General features: G+C 70.5%; 17 protein-coding genes. 13 read left to right on the forward strand and 4 right to left on the reverse strand.

What is annotated here, in order from left to right; genetic code table 11:
- Window positions 1–135 precede the first annotated feature (135 nt).
- The gene (locus ACBR40_RS13395) at window positions 136–1,695 is read right to left on the reverse strand and encodes a PHB depolymerase family esterase (protein WP_371248854.1); all 1,560 of its coding nucleotides are present in this window, start codon (window positions 1,693–1,695) and stop codon (window positions 136–138) included.
- Window positions 1,696–1,914: 219 nt separating this feature from the next.
- Here ACBR40_RS13395 and ACBR40_RS13400 point away from each other — a divergent pair, with 219 nt between their 5' ends.
- Entirely contained in the window at window positions 1,915–2,409 is a 495-nt protein-coding gene (locus ACBR40_RS13400; RefSeq protein ID WP_344213725.1) for a MarR family transcriptional regulator, read from the forward strand.
- On the opposite strand, the gene ACBR40_RS13405 is transcribed toward ACBR40_RS13400, so the two are convergent.
- The 3 genes from ACBR40_RS13405 to ACBR40_RS13415 form a co-directional block, all read right to left on the reverse strand.
- Window positions 2,383–3,336 carry an alpha/beta hydrolase fold domain-containing protein gene (locus ACBR40_RS13405; protein WP_371248855.1) on the reverse strand — a complete coding sequence of 318 codons (954 nt, stop codon included), beginning with the start codon at window positions 3,334–3,336 and terminating at the stop codon, window positions 2,383–2,385. The genes ACBR40_RS13400 and ACBR40_RS13405 overlap by 27 nt on opposite strands.
- A gap of 109 nt (window positions 3,337–3,445) precedes the next feature.
- Window positions 3,446–4,834 carry an alpha/beta hydrolase family protein gene (locus ACBR40_RS13410; protein ID WP_371248856.1) on the reverse strand — a complete coding sequence of 463 codons (1,389 nt, stop codon included), beginning with the start codon at window positions 4,832–4,834 and terminating at the stop codon, window positions 3,446–3,448.
- Window positions 4,831–5,730 carry an alpha/beta hydrolase family protein gene (locus ACBR40_RS13415; protein WP_371248857.1) on the reverse strand — a complete coding sequence of 300 codons (900 nt, stop codon included), beginning with the start codon at window positions 5,728–5,730 and terminating at the stop codon, window positions 4,831–4,833. Before ACBR40_RS13415 ends, ACBR40_RS13410 begins: the two co-directional genes overlap by 4 nt.
- A 359-nt stretch (window positions 5,731–6,089) precedes the next feature.
- Here ACBR40_RS13415 and ACBR40_RS13420 point away from each other — a divergent pair, with 359 nt between their 5' ends.
- From ACBR40_RS13420 to ACBR40_RS13475, 12 genes are all read left to right on the forward strand, one after another.
- Entirely contained in the window at window positions 6,090–7,013 is a 924-nt protein-coding gene (locus ACBR40_RS13420; RefSeq protein ID WP_344213717.1) for a PaaX family transcriptional regulator C-terminal domain-containing protein, read from the forward strand.
- A gap of 152 nt (window positions 7,014–7,165) precedes the next feature.
- A complete protein-coding gene (locus ACBR40_RS13425) occupies window positions 7,166–8,059 on the forward strand; it encodes a transporter substrate-binding domain-containing protein (RefSeq protein ID WP_344213715.1) in 894 nt (297 codons plus the stop codon).
- A complete protein-coding gene (locus ACBR40_RS13430; protein ID WP_371248858.1) occupies window positions 8,056–8,901 on the forward strand; it encodes an amino acid ABC transporter permease in 846 nt (281 codons plus the stop codon). The genes ACBR40_RS13425 and ACBR40_RS13430 overlap by 4 nt, the downstream gene beginning before the upstream one ends.
- Window positions 8,898–9,719: an amino acid ABC transporter ATP-binding protein gene (locus tag ACBR40_RS13435; protein ID WP_371248859.1), complete on the forward strand. Its 822-nt coding sequence runs from the start codon at window positions 8,898–8,900 to the stop codon at window positions 9,717–9,719. Before ACBR40_RS13430 ends, ACBR40_RS13435 begins: the two co-directional genes overlap by 4 nt.
- Window positions 9,716–10,837 carry a CapA family protein gene (locus ACBR40_RS13440; protein WP_371248860.1) on the forward strand — a complete coding sequence of 374 codons (1,122 nt, stop codon included), beginning with the start codon at window positions 9,716–9,718 and terminating at the stop codon, window positions 10,835–10,837. Before ACBR40_RS13435 ends, ACBR40_RS13440 begins: the two co-directional genes overlap by 4 nt.
- Window positions 10,830–12,068 (forward strand): CaiB/BaiF CoA transferase family protein, encoded by a 1,239-nt coding sequence (locus ACBR40_RS13445; RefSeq protein ID WP_371248861.1) that lies wholly within the window; start codon window positions 10,830–10,832, stop codon window positions 12,066–12,068. Before ACBR40_RS13440 ends, ACBR40_RS13445 begins: the two co-directional genes overlap by 8 nt.
- Window position 12,069: 1 nt before the next feature.
- Complete coding sequence (locus ACBR40_RS13450; RefSeq protein ID WP_371248862.1) at window positions 12,070–13,167, forward strand: 2-hydroxyacyl-CoA dehydratase; 1,098 nt, start codon at window positions 12,070–12,072, stop codon at window positions 13,165–13,167.
- Window positions 13,155–14,402, forward strand: coding sequence for a 2-hydroxyacyl-CoA dehydratase (locus ACBR40_RS13455; RefSeq protein WP_371248863.1), 1,248 nt, complete (start codon window positions 13,155–13,157; stop codon window positions 14,400–14,402). Before ACBR40_RS13450 ends, ACBR40_RS13455 begins: the two co-directional genes overlap by 13 nt.
- 69 nt (window positions 14,403–14,471) lie before the next feature.
- Window positions 14,472–15,386, forward strand: coding sequence for an SDR family oxidoreductase (locus ACBR40_RS13460; RefSeq protein ID WP_371248864.1), 915 nt, complete (start codon window positions 14,472–14,474; stop codon window positions 15,384–15,386).
- A gap of 1 nt (window position 15,387) precedes the next feature.
- Entirely contained in the window at window positions 15,388–16,287 is a 900-nt protein-coding gene (locus tag ACBR40_RS13465; protein ID WP_344213699.1) for an amidohydrolase family protein, read from the forward strand.
- Window positions 16,284–16,742, forward strand: a complete 459-nt coding sequence (locus ACBR40_RS13470; protein ID WP_344213697.1) for a MaoC family dehydratase — start codon at window positions 16,284–16,286, stop codon at window positions 16,740–16,742. The genes ACBR40_RS13465 and ACBR40_RS13470 overlap by 4 nt, the downstream gene beginning before the upstream one ends.
- 36 nt (window positions 16,743–16,778) lie before the next feature.
- On the forward strand, window positions 16,779–18,332 hold the full coding sequence (locus ACBR40_RS13475; protein WP_371248865.1) for a long-chain fatty acid--CoA ligase: 1,554 nt from the start codon (window positions 16,779–16,781) through the stop codon (window positions 18,330–18,332).
- Window positions 18,333–18,855 lie beyond the last annotated feature (523 nt).

Raw genomic sequence — 18,855 nt, forward strand, 5'->3', positions numbered from 1 at the left:
CCTCCTCCGGTGCGGTCATGGCCGGTCGTGAGGACAGTAGGTCGCCGCCCGCCACGGGGGCGGGCGGCGCGTCCGGCATTTGCACGACTCTTCGCCGTAGCCACGCCAAGAATCTCCCGGACGGTCCTCAGCCGGTCAGGCGCAGGCGTAGCCGGACGGCAGGGCGGTGTCGCCGTTGGGCCTGCTCGCCTGGAAGCCGAAGCTGGTGCTGGCGGCTCCCGGCGCGAGCGTGCCGTTGTGGCCGACGCTTCTGACCGTGACGGTCTGGCCGCTGGTGGTGACGGTGGCGTTCCACGAGCCGGTCAGGGTGTGCCCGGCCGGCAGGGTGAAGGTGACGGTCCAGCCGGTGATCGTCGAGGTGCCGGTGTTGGTGATGGTCAGCGGTTGGATCACGTATCCGTTCCCCCACTGGGACTGCACGGTCGGGGTGGCGCGGCAGGCGCCGGTCGTACCTCCCTGGGTGGTGATCTGGACGGTGCCGGAGGCCGCCGAGACGTTGCCGGCGGCGTCGCGCGCCCGGACCTGGTAGCGGTAGACGGTGCTCGCGGACAGGCCCGTGTCGGTGAACGAGGTCGTGGCCGAGGTGCCGACCTGGGCGAACGTGCCGCCCGTCGCCCCGGGGGCGCGCAGGATCTCGTAGCCGGCCAAGCCGGAGCCGCCCTGGTCGGTGGAGGCGGTCCAGGTCAGCGTGGCGCCGGTGGCGGTCACGCCGGACGCGACCGGCGTTCCCGGCGTGGTCGGCGGCGTGGTGTCGGTCTGACTGGTCGTCAGGCCGAAGAACTCGACGGCGTAGCGGGCCATGCCGCTCTGCGGGAGAACATGCCCGGCGCCCTGGATGCTGTACGCCTCCACCTGCACGGTGCCGGACGGATCGGCGTACCGGCTGCGGCTCCAGCCCGCCTGCGGGGTGTCGGTGCCGGTCGGGGTCTGGCTCAGCCCGAACACGTTGGTCCACTGCTCGATCGACTCCCGCAGCAGCGAGTAGGGCACGAGGGTGTCGCTGGTGCCGTGCCACAGCTGCATGCGCGGGCGGGGCCCGGAATATCCCGGGTACGCCTGGCGGACCGCGTCGCCCCACTGCTGGGGTGTCCGGTCCATGCTCCCGCCGGTGCACCGGCTGCTTCCCGGCGGGTAGTCGGAGGCGCCGGCGAAGCAGTTGAAGGGCACGCCCATGAAGGAGGCCCCCGCCTTGAACAGGTCCGGGTAGACGGCGAGCATGTGCTGGGTCATCATGCCGCCGGACGAGCTTCCCGTGGCGTACACCCGGTTCGGGTCTCCCCGATAGGTCCGCTCGACGTAATTGATCATCGAGACGAGCGAGACGGGATCGCTGCCGCCGCCGCGCTGCTTGGCCGCGTCCGACCAGGTGTCGAAGCAGTTGCCGAACCCCGCCGACTGGGTGGCGGTCGGGTAGATGACGATGAAGCCGTACCGATCCGCCAGCGAGGCGAACTCGCTGCTCTGGTGGAAGCCGGGGCCGGAGCCGCCGCAGCCGTGCATCGCCACCACGATCGCCGGCGAGGCCGGGCGCGAGTCCGGCACGTAGACGTGCATCCGCATGTTGCCCGGGTTGTCGCCGAAACCGGTCACCTCCACCAGGGCGGCGGCGACGGCCGGCGATCCGAGTGCCACGGTCATGACGGCAAAGAGCGCCGCGGCGCAGGCACCGGCCAGCACCGTGGTCAAACGTCTCATGCGCGCTCCTCCTCTCCACATCCGCGGCACGCGCCGCGGACTGGAAAGTAAAAGGACGACGATCCACCGTCAACGCCCGCTCGGTGCGCATGCCGGCCGGTTGACCTGGCACAGAGCCATTTCCCCTGGTTATCAAGTAACTTGCTATCAAGCTCCTTGATAAGGGGGCGCGAAACTTACATCGGAGCCCGTTCCGAGGGAGCGCGATATCGTCTCCTGGTGATCGATCCGGGTGCCCCCGCGGCCGCCGCGCCGGACGCGCCGCCGCCCCGTGTCAGCTACCTGGTGTTCCGGCTGGAACGCCGCATCCGCGCCTGCCTCGACGAAGCGCTCGCCCGGCACGGCCTGACGACCACCGCGTACATGGCGCTCAGCGAGCTGCGCCTGCGCGACGCCCCGTCCTCGGCCGACCTGGCCCGCATCGCCTTCGTCACTCCGCAGGCGATGAACCTGGTCATCCGCGATCTCGAACAACGCGGCCTGATCCGCCGCGACCCGCACCCAGGTGGTGGCCGCGCCCTGCGCACCCGCCTCACCCCGAAAGGTCTGAGCACGCTCCGGCGATGCGACCGTTCGCTCGACGGCATCGAAGCCGTCATGCTCGCCGAGATCGACGACCCGGACCGCACGACACTCGCGGAAGCGCTCACGCTGTGCGCCCGAGCCCTCCACCCGGACGCACGCGGCTCACAGGGAATGCAGGGCCCGCCGTAACGCCTCGATCATGTCCTCGTTCATCCGCCTGGTGAGCGCCGTGTCCGCGATCACGGCGGCGCCGTGGAAGGCGCCCGGATACAGGTGCAACTCGGTGTGAACACCCGCCTGCACCAGGCGCTGCGCGTAGGCGATGCCCTCGTCGCGAAGGGGATCGAACTCGCAGACCGACACGTACGCGGGAGGCAGGCCGGACAGGTCCTCCGCGCGGGCGGGCGCCGCGTACGGCGAGACCGGCCCGTCCCCGTCGGGCAGGTAATACCGCCAGCTCAAGATCGCGTCGCCCCTGTTCCACATGGGCGTGTCGACGAAGTCCCGCATGGACGGCGTCTCCAGCCGGTCGTCGGTGACGGGCACGTCGAGCAGCTGGAAGCACAGCGGCGGCCCGCCCCTGTCCCGGGTGAGCATCGCCAGCGCGGTCGAGAGGTTGCCGCCCGCGCTGTCGCCGCCCGCGGCGATCCTGCCCGGATCGACGCCCAGCTCGGCCGCCGACGCGTGCACCCACTCCAGCGTGGCCATGCAGTCCTCCAGCGCCGCGGGGAAGGGGTGCTCGGGGGCGAGCCGGTAGTCGACGGCGATCACCAGCGCCGGGATCCGGTCCGCGAAGCGCAGGTTCCTGACCTGGAAGAAGTCCAGCTCGCCCGAGACGAACCCGCCGCCGTGCAGGTAGATCAGCGCAGGCAGGGGAGTCTCGCTCTCGGGCCTGTAGAGCCGGACCCGCACGTCACCGGGGATCACCCTGTCCTCGACCGTCACTGGCCGCTCCGGCGTGTACTGCGGCAGGAGCTTCGTCATCTGCTCGATGACGGCCGGATCCATGGTGGCGGGGTCGAAGGGCGGCTTGTCCCGCTTGATGAACTCGCTCAGCTCCACACTGGGGATGGTCTCGACGTACGGGAGCAGGTCCGGATCGTAAGCACGGCTCATGTCGCGTGAGTCAACCGTGTCCAGAAGACCTGGCCAACCCCCTACATCCCCCTCATCAGGCGACGACATCGCGGGCGGTGGTCGCCCCGGCCCACCGCCCGCGTACGGCTCAGCTGGGATAGGGGCGGTTGAACCGGGGCGGGGTGAACGGGACATAGCGGGGGGCGGGGTCGGCCGCCAGGGCCGCCGCACGGGCGTTCATCGCCGGGGCGGACGTCGCGGGCCAGTGACCGCTCCGCAGCCGGTCGAGCATGGTCAGCAGCGCCGCCTCCTGTTCCGCCGGCGAGAAGTCGCAGTGGCCGACGGTCTCGGTGTACGTCTGGCGCAGCAGGGAGCCCGCTCCTGCCCGGCGCACCTTCTCCTCGTACGACTGCTGCTGGGCGACGGTGGAGATCTGGTCACCGGTGCCGGACACGGTCAGCACAGGGATGCGCAGGTCACCGGTCAGGACGATGCCGTGCGAGAAGCGCTCGACGGCGTCCGGGTTTGCCGCGATGCGGGGCGCCGCGGCCAGGTCGCTCAAGTCGGCCGCGAGGTCCAGACCTGCCGCCTTGTACAGGTCGCGGACGGCACGCCGGAGGACGGGATCGGCGAGGCTCAGTTGCTTCTCGTAGTCCACATCAGTGTTCCAGGACGGGTTTCCGCCGACCACGTCCATGATCTGGCGTCGGCTGCTCATGGCCTGTCCCACGTAGGGCAGGGGCCCGCCGGCGAGCGCCAGGTAGGCGCCCTGCTGCAACGCGTCGGCGTCCCCTCTGCCCGGAGGCGGCGGCGTGGACCCGTCGGGGTTCCGTCCCCAGGCCGGCAACTGGCCGACAGCGGCGGCCAGCGCGATCCTGGCCCGCCCCTCGGGGGTCTGCTGCGCCGCGGCCAGGGCGTCGATCCATGCCTTCCGGGCCGAGTCGACGTCCTTCGGGATGTCGACGACCGGCAGCCCCGGCGCGACCAGGCGCTCAAGCACGAAGACCGTGTCGAGCTTCTGATTCCACTGGCCGACGGATCCGCCGAGGCCGCCGCACATCGGGACGGCGGCGTCGAAGGCGCCGGGGTGGACCTGGGCGACGCCGGCGGCGACGAAACCGCCCATCGAGGTCCCGGAACCGATCGCGTACCGTGCCGGGCCGTAGGCGTCCTCGAAGCGGGCCAGCGCCTCGGCCTGGTTGTCGATGGCGGACCGGATGTCCCAGCCGGTGATCGCCCGGCTCGTCCCGCCGCGGGCCACGCCGTCGGCCAGCAACCGCGCGGTCAGGGGCTCGTTCCGGCCCGGGCCGGCGAAGTCGAGGGCGACCACCACGGCGCCGTTCCAGCGGGCCGGGACGACGAACTCGTAGGGCGTGCCGTCAGCGAGGGTGCCGCTGATGCAGGTGGGGCGGGCGGGGGAGTCCGGCAGGCACGGCGTGCCGCCGGGGGGCGTGGCGGTGGCGGTGGCGGCGGTCCCGCTTCCGGCGACGGCCGCCAACGCGAAGGCCAGGCACGCGATCGTCTTACGGCGGATCACAGCGACAGCCCCTTCGACTCGACCTTCCACCCGTCCTCGGTGCACAGTCCGCAGTCGGGGCCGACGAAGCGCGCCCCGGCGGCCCGGTCCCCGCGCAGGACGTAGTCGAACCAGTCCGCGGCCACCTGCCAGCCCTTGGTGGCCTCGAGACCGGCGATCAAGCCGGTGTGGCCGGCCGCGGTGTCGCTGACCAGGGCGGCGGGGACGTCGAGCAGGGCGTAGTTGTCGATGCTGTTCTGGTGGGCGACATCGTCCGGACCGCCGTTCACCAGCAGCGTCGGAGTGTGCAGATCGGCGAGACGGTCGCGCCCGTAGCCGCCGAAGGCCGGCTCCGCGAAGTATCCGGTGTTGAATCCGGCGACCGCGTCGATCACGGGATCGGTCCCGGCGGCGAGGGCTTCGACGCCGCCGCAACTGTGGCCGAGCACTCCGACCCGCGTCGTGTCCACCCGCCCGCCGAACTGCTTGCGGGACTGCTTCGACCCGGTGGCCCAGTGGGCGGCCGCGAGGAGGGCCTCGGGGTGCGCGATCGTGTTCTCGGGGGTGTTGGGGACGGCGAATTCGTCCACCCCGCCGTTGGCCACGACGATGTATCCCTGGGAGGCCAGGCCGGTGAGGAAGGTGATCCCTTCGAGGTTGCTCGTCGCGCAGGCGCCGTTGCCGTAGACGATCACGGGCAGGCTGTCCTTGGGCAGTGCCTTGAGATCGGCCGGACGATAAACGGTGTGCCCCGGCAATCCCTCGGCGGCCTCACGCACCGTGGGCAGCACGGCCCGCGTCGAGGCGCCGGCCGAGGGGGTCTTCGGCGGCGGATTCGGGGCGGACGACGCCGCGGTGCCGGAGCCGGCGAGGACGACTGCCCCCGCGGTCGCCGCCAGCAGGATCCGGGCGGTCATGGAGCGGGCAAACATGGTTGCGTTGCCTCCACGGTGGATGGACGGGCAGGGGGTGTTGGGCCGGGGCCCGAAGAGGTCCGCGAATGGCCGGCGGGGCGCCTGGCAGCCGCTGTGAGGCGGATGTCCGCCGTCAACGCAGACGATCGTTCAGCCTTCTGTCATCAATGTCAATCCCCTGTTTGCCGCCCGGACGACTGGGCGGAGTGATCGCCCGCAGTGGTCGGCGGTCGCGTGCTCGGCGACCTGCCGCGACCGTCTGGACCTCCTGGCCTGCGGCGACCGGGTGACCTCGGCGGCGGATCAAAGCGTGACATTCGAATAACGAGCGCGCGATCAGGCGTTGTCAATATACTTCTGATGTGAATGATCGAGAGAGCTCTGAGGCGGAGGGCGTCGATTTTCCGCGCTTCCAGGTGGGCGCACCCCCGCAGCACCTGATCACGACGCTGCTCGGGGACTACTGGATCGGCCGGCCCGAGCAGTTGCCGTCCGCGGCCCTGGTGCGGCTGACCGAGGAGTTCGGTGTCTCCGCCGTGGCGGCCCGGGCCGCGCTCAGCCGCCTGACCAGGCGGGATCTGCTGGAGTCTTCCAAGATCGGCCGGCGCACCTACTACCGCCTGACGGATCGGGCCGCGGCGGTGCTGCTGGAAGGGCGGCAGCGGATCATGTCCTTCGGCCTGGAACAGGGCGCGTGGGACGGACGATGGGTGATGGCGGCCTTCTCCATCTCCGAGGAGCAGCGCGACCTGCGCCACGCGCTGCGCGCCAGGCTGCGCTGGCTCGGCTTCGCCCCGCTCTACGACGGGCTGTGGGTCTCGCCGACCGCGAACGCCGACAGCGCCGCGGCCGTGCTGACCGAGCTGGAGATCCCCATGGCGACGATCTTCCGCGCCGAGGCCCTTGACCTCCCGGGCATGCGGGCCCCGCAGGAGGCGTGGGACTTCGATCAGCTTCGGCGCACCTATGAGGGCTTCGTGGCCCAGTACGCGCCTCTTCTGGAACGCGTCCGCAGGGGCGCGGTCGGCGCGTCCGAGGCGCTGGTCGCACGTACGGGGATCATGGACACCTGGCGGACGTTCCCCAACCACGACCCCGACCTGCCGACGGAGCTGTTGCCGGCCGACTGGCCGCGCGCCGCGGCAAGAGACCTTTTCGTGGAGATCTACGACACCCTGGGGCCGCTCGCCGAGTTCCGCGTCAAGCAGATCGTCGCGGAGTTCCAGCCCGAGCTGGCCGAGCTGGTCGCCCACCATCGGACCAGCTCCATCCTCGCGCTCACCTGATCGCTCCCGGCGGTGGGGCGGTGCTTCGGCTCGCCCCGCTCGTCATCGCCTCCGCACAGCCGCCTCTTGACAGGTGTGCATCTCTAGATGTGACACTTATCCCCACGACCGCAGAAATAACTGCAGCATTAGTTGGTCGCGGAAGGATCACCATGAGAATCCCCAGGACCATCCTCGCGGGTGCGGCGGCTCTGGCCCTCGCCGGCGTCGCAGCCTGCGGCGGAGGCGACGGCGAGACGCAGCGGCCGGCCGGTGCGACAGCTCTGTACGACGCCCTGCCTGAGGCCATCAAGGAAGCGGGCGTCATCCGATTCGCCGGGGATTCCCACCCGCCCTATCGGATCGTCGCCAACGACGGCAAGACCGTCACGGGCATCGACAAGGAGTTGCAGGACGCCCTCGGCAAGGTGCTGGGGGTCCGCACCGAGATCTCGATCGTCAGCGGCCTGCCCGCGGCGCTGTCCGGCATGCTCGCCTCCAGGTACGACGCCTTCAACGGTCCGGTCAAGGACAGCGCCGAGCGGGAGAAGCAGTTCGACGCGCTCGTGTGGATGGTCACCCGGACCTCCTACCTGATCCCCAAGGCCGGATCCTCGGCCATCAAGAGCTCGAACGACCTGTGCGGCAAGCGCGTCGCCGGCACCGCGGGCAGCATCGTGGAGGACCAGGCCAAGCGCCTGACCGAATGGTGCGCCAAGCAGGGTCAGCCGGGGCTCGACTTCATCGGCTTCGCCGACACCAACGGCACCATCCTCGCCGCCAAGTCCGGCAGGGCCGACGCGGCCGGCATGACCGAGAGCGCCGCGCTCGACGTGCTCGCCAAGGAGAAGGACGCCTTCACGTACGTCACGCAGACCGAGGAGCAGGGCGCCGGTGTCGACCAGCTGGCGATGCTCGTGCCCAAGTCCAGCGGTCTCGGCCCCGTCATGCTCGAAGCGTTCAAGGAGATCTTCAAGAACGGCGAGTACAAGAAGATCATGGACAAGTACGGGCTCCAGAACGTGGCGGTCCAGGAGCCCAAGATGAACACCGCGGCGGCGCAATGAGCGTGGCACCACAGGCCGTGGACGTCGCCGCCGCCCGCCCGCGGATCCGCCCTCTGCGCTGGGTGGCCGGAGTCGTGCTGCTCGTGCTCGCCGCGCAGTTCGCCTGGTTCCTCGTCACCAACCCGCGCTTCGAGTGGCCGGTTGTCGGCAAGTATCTGTTCGACCCGAACGTCCTGCGTGGCCTCGGCATGTCGCTGCTGCTGACCGTCATAGTGATGCTGCTGGGCAGTGTGCTCGGGGTGCTTCTCGCGGCGGGCAGGCTGAGCGGCTTCCGGCCGGTGGCCTGGGCCTGCGGCGGCTACGTCACGATTTTTCGCAGCATTCCGCCCCTGCTCCAGCTGATCTTCTGGTTCAACCTCGGTTACCTGCTGCCGCGGATCCCGCTGGGAGTGCCGTTCGGCCCGACCTTCGTCTCGTGGCCGACCAACTCGGTGATCAGCTCGCTGACCGCGGCCGTCATCGGGCTCACCCTGCACGAGGCCGCGTACATGGCCGAGATCGTCAGGGCCGGCATCCTGGCCGTGGACGGCGGCCAGCGTGACGCCGCCCGCGCCATGGGGTTCACGGCCAGGCAGAGCTTCGTCAAGATCGTGCTCCCGCAGGCGATGCGGGTGATCGTCCCGCCCGCCGGCAGCGAGTTCATCAGCCTGCTCAAGGGCACCTCCCTGGTCAGCGTGATCGCGATGGCCGACCTGCTGTACTCGGTGCAGGTGATCTACAACAGGACCTACGAGATCGTGCCGCTGCTGATCGTCGCCTGCGCCTGGTACCTGGTGGTGGTCACCGCCTTGTCGCTCGGCCAGCGGCGCCTGGAGCGGCACTTCGGAAAGGGGCAGCGGTGAGCGGCGCACCGGTCCTGCGCATCCGCGACGTACGCAAGCAGTTCGGCGACCATGTGGCGCTCGACGGGGTGAGCCTGGACGTGCACGAGGGCGAGGTCGTCACCGTGATCGGCCCGTCCGGGTCGGGCAAGTCGACCCTGGCCCGCTGCGTCCACCAGTTGGAGAGCATCGACGGCGGGGCCATGTACCTCGACGGGGAGCTGCTCGGCTACGAGTTCCACCGGGGCCACCTGCGCCCCCTGCCCGACCGGCGCGTGGCCGCCCAGCGCAGTCGCATGGGCATGGTCTTCCAGCAGTTCAACCTGTTCCCGCACTGGAACGTGCTGCGCAACGTCGTCGAGGCGCAGGTGCTGGTCCACGGACGGAAGCCGGAGCAGGCACGTGAGGAGGCGCTGCGGCTGCTGGAGCGCGTGGGTCTCGCCGACAAGGCGGACGCCCATCCCCGGCAGCTCTCCGGCGGACAGCAGCAGCGCGTCGCCATCGCCCGGGCGCTGGCCACCAACCCACGGATCATGCTGTTCGACGAGCCCACCAGCGCGCTGGACCCCGAGTTGGTGGACGAGGTGCTGAGCGTCGTGCTCGGCCTCGCCCGCGGCGGCATGACCATGATCATCGTGACGCACGAGATGAGCTTCGCCCGCGAGGTGGCGGACCGGTGCGTCTTCATGGAGAACGGCCGGGTGATCGAGACCGGCACGCCGGAGGAGATCTTCGACAACCCCGCCTCGCCCCGCCTCCGGGCCTTCCTGTCGCGCTTCTCCGGGCGCGCGGCCCGGACCCCGGAAGAACGCCTGCTGGAGGAGGAGACCACCTCTTGAGTTTCACGGTAATGGCCGTCGGCGACCTCATCGTCGACGAGCCCGACCCCGCGTCCTTCTTCGCCCCGGCCCGGGAGACGCTGGGCCGGGGCGATGTGGTGATCGGCCACATCGAGGTGCCCCACAGCACGTCCACCGCTCAGGTCAGCACCGACGTCCCCGCCCCGCCCGCCGATCCCGCCGCGCTCTCCGCGGTCGCCGACGCCGGCTTCCACGTGGTGACGCTCGCGGGCAACCACGTCTACGACGTCGGCGACCAGGGGGTGGCCGACACGATCAAGTACGCCACCGAGGCCGGATTGACCACCACGGGTGCCGGCCTGACCCTCGACCAGGCGCGCCGCCCCGCCGTCGTGGAGCGCGAGGGGTCGCGGATCGGCGTGCTCAGCTACAACTGCGTCGGCCCCCGCGAATCCTGGGCGACCAGCCGCAAGCCCGGCTGCGCGTACATCAAGGTGCTGACCCACTACGAGCTCGACCACGCCAGCCCCGGCGGGCCGCCCGCCGTCTACACCTTCGCCGACCCCGCCTCTCTGGAGCGGATGGCCGAGGACGTGGCGGCCCTGGCCGCCGAGGCCGACGTCGTGCTGGTGTCGCTGCACAAAGGCGTCGGGCACACGCCCGCCGTCCTCGCGATGTACGAGCGGCCCGTGGCGCACGCCGCCATCGACGCCGGCGCGCACGCCGTGTTCGCCCACCACGCCCACATCATGCGGGGCGTCGAGATGTACCGCGGCCGGCCGATCTACCACGGGCTCGGCAACTTCGTCACCGTCACCCGCGCGCTGACGCCCACCATGGGCGACGCAGGCGAACGGGCCGCGTGGGCGCGCCGCAGAGTCGAGCTGTACGGCTTCGCGCCCGACCCGGACATGCCGTACTACCCCTTTCATCCGGAGAGCAGGAACACGGCGATCGCGGTGTGCCGGTTCGATCGGGACGGCCTGGTCTCGGCCCGCATCGTGCCCTGCTGGATCGACGACGCGGGCCGTCCGGTGCCGCTCGGCGACGACGAGGAGGGACGGCGGGTCGTGTCGTACATCGAGCACATCACACGACAGGCGGGTCTGAAGACGGAGTTCCAGTGGGAGGGAGACGAGGTGGTGCTGCGTGGCTGACCGCCCGCTCGCCGGCCGCACGGTGATCGATCTGACCACCGCACTGTCCGGACCGTACGCGACCCTGTTGCTGGCCGGGCTCGGCGCCCGCGTGATCAAGGTGGAGAATCCGCTGACCGGCGGCGACACCTCCCGCAACAACGCCCCCTATCTCGGGGCGGACGGGCTGACGCTGGGCCGCCACGGGGACGACGACATGTCCGTGTCGATGCTTCTCCGGGGCCGCAACAAGGAGAGCGTCACGCTCAATCTCAAGCACCCCAAGGCCCGGGACCTCCTGGCCGGCCTGGTCAGGGTGTCGGACATCATGATCGACAACTACAGCGCCGGCGTCATGGCGCGGCTCGGCATCGGCCACGACTGGGCGAGCGCGATCAACCCGCGCATCGTGTGCACGTCGATCAGCGGCTTCGGCGCGCAGGGCGGCCCCGGCTCGGGCAAGGCGATGGACACCATCATCCAGGCGCTCAGCGGCGTGATGATGACCGCGGGCGCGCCCGGCGAGCCACCCGTCCGCTTCGGGCTGCCGGTGGGCGACCTCGTCGCGCCGCTGTACGCGGTGATCGGCACGCTCGCCGCGGTCCTGCGGGCCGACGCGACCGGCCAGGGCCAGCACGTGGACGTGTCCATGCTGGGGGCGCTGACCTCGCTGGTCGCGTGCGAGCCATTCGACGCCTACGAGAAGCTGGGCCTGCCCATGCGCACGGGGACGACCGTGCCCAGACTGGCGCCGTTCGGGACGTTCCCCGCCGCGGACGGCTGGTTCGCGCTGTGCGGCCCCACCGACGCCTTCGCCCGCGGCCTGTTCGCGGCGATGGGCCGCGACGATCTGGCCGCGGACCCGCGGTACGCCTCCCGGGACGCGCGCGTGGCCAACGCCGGCGAGCTGCACAGTCTGGTGGCCTCGTGGGCGGCGGACCGCCCGCTCGCCGAGATCCTCGACGCGCTCACCCGGCACGGCGTCCCCGCCGCCGAGGTGCGTGAGCCCGGCGACGCCGTACGCGACCCGCTCGTGCTGGAACGAGAGGAGGTCGTGCCGCTGGAGCATCCGCGCCACGGTCGTGCCGCGGACCTGTACGGGACCGGCGTGCCGATCCGCTTCTCCGACTCGGAGACGGGGCTCGACCGGTCGGCGCCCGCCCTCGGCGAGCACAACGCCGAGATCTACGGCGGCCTGCTCGGCTACTCCGACGACGAGCTCAAGGCCCTGGCCGAGGAGGGGGTGATCTGACATGCCGATGGCGCTCGCCATGCTGGAGGAGGCGTACGCCCGGCGCGGCGCACCCCCGGCCGCCTCGAAACTCCCGGCCGGCGACCGGACGCCGGTCGCCGGCCACGTCGGGGCGGACGTGCCGGTCGAACTGCTGACCGCCGCGGGTCTCCGCGCGCTCCGCCTCACGGGCGACCCGGAGTCCGGCTCCGAGCTCGGAGACCGGTACCTGGGCCGAGGGGTGGACCCGATGGCCCGCTCGGTGCTCACGCGGCTGCTCGCCGGGTCCTTCGGCGACCTGGACCACCTCGTGATCTCGCATGACTGCGAGGCCTCCCTGCGGCTGTTCTACGCGCTGCGCGAGCTGCGCCGCGTGGAGCCGGGCACGGGACTGCCCGAGGTGTACCTCGTGGACATCCTGCACCTGCCGCACCGCACGACCGCCCGGTACAACCGTCGCAGGATCGGTGAGTTCGCGGCCAGGCTGGAGGCGTGGACCGGCCGTACCCTCGACCTCGCCGGGGCGGTGGCGGCGCACAACGAGCGGCGCCGCCTGCTGGCCGCCGCCGCCGAGCTGCGCAGGGCGGTGCCCGCCCGCCTGACAGGGCGGCAGTTCCTCGCGGTGGCCAACGCGGTCCTGCCCGTGGACGAGCACATCGCGCTGCTGGAACGGCTGCTGGCCGAGGCGGGACAGCTTGAGGAGCACGCCGGGCGGCGCGTCTTCCTGAGCGGCAGCGACCACGACACGCCACACGTGTACGAGGCCGTCGAGTCCGAGGGCTACGTGATCGTCGGCGAGGACCACTCCTTCGGCGGCCCGTCCCCGGAGGGGCCCAGCGGCTCGGGCGGCCTGGACGCGCTGGTCGAGCACTACCACTACAGCGGTCCGACCGCCCACCGGGCCACCGTGAGCGAGCGCGCCGCCCACGCGGCGAGAGCCGTACGGCACTGCCGTGCCGAGCTCCTCGTCGCCTACTCCAGGGTCGGGGACGAGGCTCCAGCCTGGGACTTCCCCGCCCAGCGGGCGGCTCTCGACATCCCCGCCGTGCTGCTGGAGCGCCAGGAATACGGGCGTGCCGATCTGAGCGCCCTGCGGAAGGAACATCCATGCGCAGTGTGAAATCCCTCGCCACGGCGGCCGAGGCGGGCAGACACCAGCGCGAATGGTTCGCCGACCTGCGCAGGCGGGTCGCCGCCGGCGAGCCGTTCGCCCTGCTGAACGCGGACGTCCCGCACGAGATCTTCCGCACGATGGACATCCCGTACGCGGTCAGCCAATGGTGGGCGTCCCTGGTGGCCGCCAAGCAGCGTTCGCAGCACTACCTGGAGCTGGTGCGGCAGCGCGGGTACCCCGACTACTCGGAGCAGTACAACTCGGTCACCCTCGGCTCCGCCTTCGATCCGGAACCGGAGGCCGGTCCGTGGGGCGGCCTGCCCAGACCAGACATCGTCGTCGGAGACGTCACGGGCGACATCACCCGCAAGATCTTCGACATCTGGGGACACGAGCCAGGGGTGACCTTCTACCCGCTGGAAAGCGCCGCCGAGAACGAGGTCTCCGTCAACTGGTGGGAGCTCATGCCGCACCGCTGGGAGCAGGCCATCGGCCCGGCCAGGCTGGACCTGCTCACCGCGGAGCTGGAGAACCTCGTCAGGTTCCTGGAGACCACCACCGGCAGGCGGTTCAGCGAGTCGCGTTTTCGCGAGGTGATGGCCCTGGTCGACGAGCAGGAGGAGTGGAACAGGAAGACCCGCGACCTCATCGCCCGCACCCGGCCCGCCCCGCTCGGCGTCGTCGACAGCATCCCCAGCGTCATGCTCCCGCAATGGCACCGTGGCACCGAGTGGGCCAGGGACATCGCCAAGCGTTTCTACGAGGAGGTGCGCGACCGGGTCGAGACGGGTCAGGCCGCGTGCCCGGACGAGCGGGCCCGGTTGATGTGGATCGGCCGCGGCCTCTGGTACGACATGGGCTTCTACCAGCGCTTCCAGGACGAGTACGGCGCGGTGTTCGTCTGGTCGATGTACCTGGCGATCGCCGCCGACGGGTACATCCGCTACGGCGACGACCCGATGAGAGCGCTGGCGGCGCGCTTCGCCGCCTTCGGCGACCAGCTCTACACCCCGCCGTGGTCGAGCGAATGGTACGTGAAGGAGGCCCGCCTGCACGGCATCGACGGCGTGGTCCACCTGGTCTCCGACGATCCCCGAGGCAGCTACTTCACGGCCAGGGCACTGGAGGCGGCCGGGTTCCCGGTGATCGAGATCCACGCCGACAACGTCGACGCCCGCACCTTCGGTGACGAGGTGGTCAAGCGCGTCGGTCAGTGGCTGGAGAACGTCGTCCTCGCCTGACCTTGAACATCAGGCAAAAATTTGACGATCGTCTTGAGATCGTCACACATTCCAATGAGGGGGAATCCCATGGATCTTTCCGGCAAGGTCGCCGTCGTCACAGGTGCGGGCCGCGGGCTCGGCCGCGCGTACGCCGAGGCGCTGGCCGCGGCCGGGGCGGCGGTGGTCGTCAACGACGTGGACGCCGGAGCGGCCGCGCAGGTGGTCGAGGCCATCACCGGTGACGGAGGCAAGGCCGTGGACGTCGTCGCCCCGGTCGGCACCGCGGAAGTGGCCGAACGGCTGGTCGCCACCGCGGTCAAGGAGTTCGGCCGGCTGGACGTGATGGTCACCAACGCGGGCGTTCTGCGCGACCGGGTGTTGTGGAAGATGTCGGACGAGGACTTCGACGCCGTCATCGACGTTCATCTGCGCGGCACGTTCACCTGCGCGCGGGCGGCGGCGGTGCGGATGCGCGAGCAGGGGACGGGCGGCCGGTTGATCCTGATCTCCTCGCCGGCCGGGCAGCGCGGCAACTTCGGCCAGACGAACTACGCGGCGGCCAAGGCCGGCATCGTGGCGATGGCCCGCACCTGGGCGATGGAGCTGGCCAGGGCGAACGTCACGGTGAACGCGGTCGTCCCGGTGGCCGCGACCGAGATGACCAAGACCATTCCCGCGTTCGCGCCGGTCATCGAGGAGGCCGAGCGCACCGGGAAGCCGTTCCCGGACTGGCTGCGCAAGGACGAGGGACTGGGCACGGTCGAGGACGTGGCGGGGCTCGTCGTCTTCCTCGCCTCCGACGCCTCCGCAGGCGTGACCGGCCAGGCGATCGGCATCGGCGGGGACCGCCTGGCGCTGTGGGCGCATCCGAAGGAGAAGACCGTCGCGTTCGCCGACGGCGGCTGGACGGCCGAGGCCATCGCCGCCTCATGGGAGGCGGGTGTCGGCGCCGAGCCCGAGACGTACGGCATTCCCGCGCCGAAGGCGCCCGAGGGAGCCTGAGATGCCGGAAATGAACGTGGACGAGCTGGTCGCGATCGACGTGCACACCCACGCGGAGATCTCCAAGGACGGGCACGGGTCGCTGAGCCCGGAGCTGTTCGGGGCCTCCGCGGACTACTTCAAGGCGCACGGGCACCGGCAGCCGACCATCGAGGAGATGGCCGCCTATTACCGGGAGCGGAAGATGGCGGCGGTGGTGTTCACCGTGGACGCCGAGCACGCCACCGGGCACCCGCGCATCTCCAACGAGGAAGTCGCGGAGAGCTGCGCCGAGCACGCCGACGTGCTGATCCCGTTCGCCAGCGTGGACCCCTGGAAGGGCAAGGCCGGGGTCCGCGAGGCGCGGCGGCTGGTGGAGGAGTACGGCGTGCGCGGGTTCAAGTTCCACCCGAGCATCCAGGGTTTCTCGCCCGACGACCGCATCGCCTATCCCCTCTATGAGGCGATCCAGGAACTCGGCGCGATCGCGCTGTTCCACACCGGGCAGACGGGCATCGGCGCGGGCGTCCCCGGCGGGGGCGGGATCCGGCTGAAGTACGGCAATCCCATGCTGGTGGACGACGTGGCCGTGGACTTCCCCGAGCTGCGGATCATCCTGGCCCACCCGTCGTTCCCGTGGCAGGACGAGGCGCTGGCGGTCGCCACGCACAAGCCGTACGTCTACATCGACCTGTCGGGATGGTCGCCGAAGTACTTCCCGCCGCAGCTGGTGCGGTACGCCAACACGCTGCTGAAGGACAAGGTGCTCTTCGGGTCCGACTATCCGGTGATCACCCCGGACCGCTGGCTGGCCGACTTCGACAAGCTGGACATCAAGCCCGAGGTCCGCCCGAAGATCTTGAAGGACAACGCCGTACGCCTGCTCGGGCTCGGCGGAGCAGAGAGGACGACAGACAGATGACCACGACGGTGAGCGGGCTGGACGAGATCAGGGCGCTGGCCGGCAGGGACCTCGGCCACACCGGCTGGCTGGAGATCACCCAGGAGCGGGTGAACGTCTTCGCCGAGGCCACCGGCGACCACCAGTGGATCCACGTCGACCCCGACAGGGCTAAGGACGGACCGTTCGGCGGCACGATCGCCCACGGCTACCTGACCCTGTCCCTGATCATCCCGCTGTTCAACGAGCTGCTGGAGATCCGGGACGTCAAGATGAGCATCAACTACGGCCTGGACAAGGTTCGCTTCCCCAGCCCGGTCAGGGTGGGCGCCAGGATCCGCCTCGCCGGGACGGTCGCCTCGGTCGAGGACGTTCCCGGCGACGGCGTGCAGATGACGGTCGACTTCACCGTCGAGACCGACGGTGCGGCCAAGCCGGCCTGCGCCGCCCGGGCGATCTACCGGCACTACGCCTGACCTGTGATCCCTCACCTCACAGGAGGTCCAACACCGATGCGCAACGCCGGACTGGGAGGGTGGCCCGCCCGCCGGGCCCAGATGACACCCGATCGGACCGCCTTCATCTTCGCGGACCGGCCTGTCACCTACGCCGAGGTACACGAACGGACGACCCGGCTGGCGTCGCGGTTGCGCGCAGCGGGGGTGCGGGGCGGTGACCGGGTCGCCTACCTCGGCCGCAACCACGTCGCCTTCGTCGAGACGATGTTCGCCTCGCATCTGCTCGGGGCGATCTTCGTGCCCCTGAACTTCCGGCTGGCCGCGCCCGAGATCGGTTACATGCTGGACCACTCGGGCGCGGAGGTCCTGATCTACGCGCCCGAGTGCGTCGAGGTGGTGCGAGCCCTGCCGGGCACCGCGACCGCCCTTCGAGAGGTCGTGGCCCTCGACGCTCCGGGGCCGGGGGAGCGGCATTACGACACCTGGCTGGCGGAGGGCGATCCCACCCCCATCGACACGCCCGTGAAGCTGGACGACACCGCGCTCATCCTCTACACCTCGGGTACGACCGGGCGGCCCAAGGGCGCGATGCTGACGCACGGCAACCTCGTGTGGAACTGCTTCAACCTCCTGCTCGGCGTCGATGTCACGAGCGACGAGGTGACGCTGATCAGCGCGCCGCTGTTCCACGTGGCCGCCCTGAACCAGACTCTGCTGCCGACCTTCCTCAAGGGCGGCTGCTCGGTGATCACGCCGTCCTGGGACGTGGACGAGTGTTACGACCTCATGGAGAAGCACAGGGTCACGTGGATGTTCGGGGTCACCACGATGTTCGCCGCGTTCGCCCGGTCGCCCAGGTGGGCCGGCGCGGACCTGTCGTCGCTGCGCCACCTCATGGCCGGGGGAGCGGCGATCCCCGCCGCGCTGATCCGCACGTACCAGGAACGGGGCCTGGTGTTCTGCCAGGGATACGGGCTCACCGAGACCGCGCCCGGCGCCACGTTCCTCGAGGCCAGTCAGAGCGTGCGCAAGGTGGGTTCGGCAGGGGTGCCGGTGTTCTTCGCCGACGTGCGGGTCGTGCGGCCCGACGGCACGGACGCGGCCGAGGGAGAGCCAGGAGAGGTGCTCATCAAGGGGCCGAACGTGACCCCCGGCTACTGGCGCGACCCGGAGGCGACCGCCGCCGCGTTCTCCGACGGCGGCTGGTTCCGCTCCGGCGACATCGGCGTCCTGGACGAGGAGGATCACCTGTACGTCATCGACCGGGTCAAGGACATGTACATATCGGGCGGGGAGAACGTCTATCCGGCCGAGGTCGAGGCAGTGATCTTCGAGCATCCGGCAGTCGCCGAGGTCGCGGTGCTCGGCGTACCCGACGCCAGATGGGGCGAGGTCGGCCGCGCGTTCGTGGTCCTACGCCCCGGAGCGAGTGTCACCACCGACGAGCTGCGCGAATTCCTGCGCCTTCGCTTGGCCAAGTACAAGATTCCGGTCTATTTCGACATCGCGGACGACCTGCCGAAGACGGGTTCGGGAAAGATCCAAAAACCGCGACTGCGAAGCCTTCCGCTGCCGGACGCCGGCCCCTCCGCTTCTTCGCGTCCATAAACCCAGGTGCGTTGCGCGTGGCGCGGCGTACGACGGACGCCGGCCGGCCGAGGGTCAGTCGCCGGCCAGGTCCGAGCGTAGGACGGTGGGACGGGTGCGGCCGATCGGGGGGAGCCGGCCGAGCTGAAGGGCGGTCGAGTGGTTCCGACAGCTTGTGGCTGGACATCTCGTGACCACAATGAGGTCTCAGCAGCCCCCGAGCAGGCTCAGTTCGCAGCATCGGATCCTACGCGCACGCCCGCCACATGCCTTGCACCCGGGGCAATCTCCTCCTTGTGCAGCTGCAGATCTTTCGGCAGCACGGAGCCAGCACCATGAGCACGCTGATCGCTCTCTACAGCGCCGAGGGAAGGCATTCGCTCAGGCATGGATGGACCTGGCCCACCGCCGCGGTCGGCGGCTCTACCGGGCGGAGCTCAGCAAGGCAGCTCGCGCTGTGCTTTCCTCCCCGCACCACGACTCTGATCCTTCTCGGCTACGGCCTGTGCCCCGTCCTGGGCACCAAACGTGGTGGGCCGCTACG

Origin of the sequence: Nonomuraea sp. AD125B, assembly GCF_041402765.1 — a bacterium.
In the GTDB taxonomy this organism is placed as follows: domain Bacteria; phylum Actinomycetota; class Actinomycetes; order Streptosporangiales; family Streptosporangiaceae; genus Nonomuraea; species Nonomuraea bangladeshensis.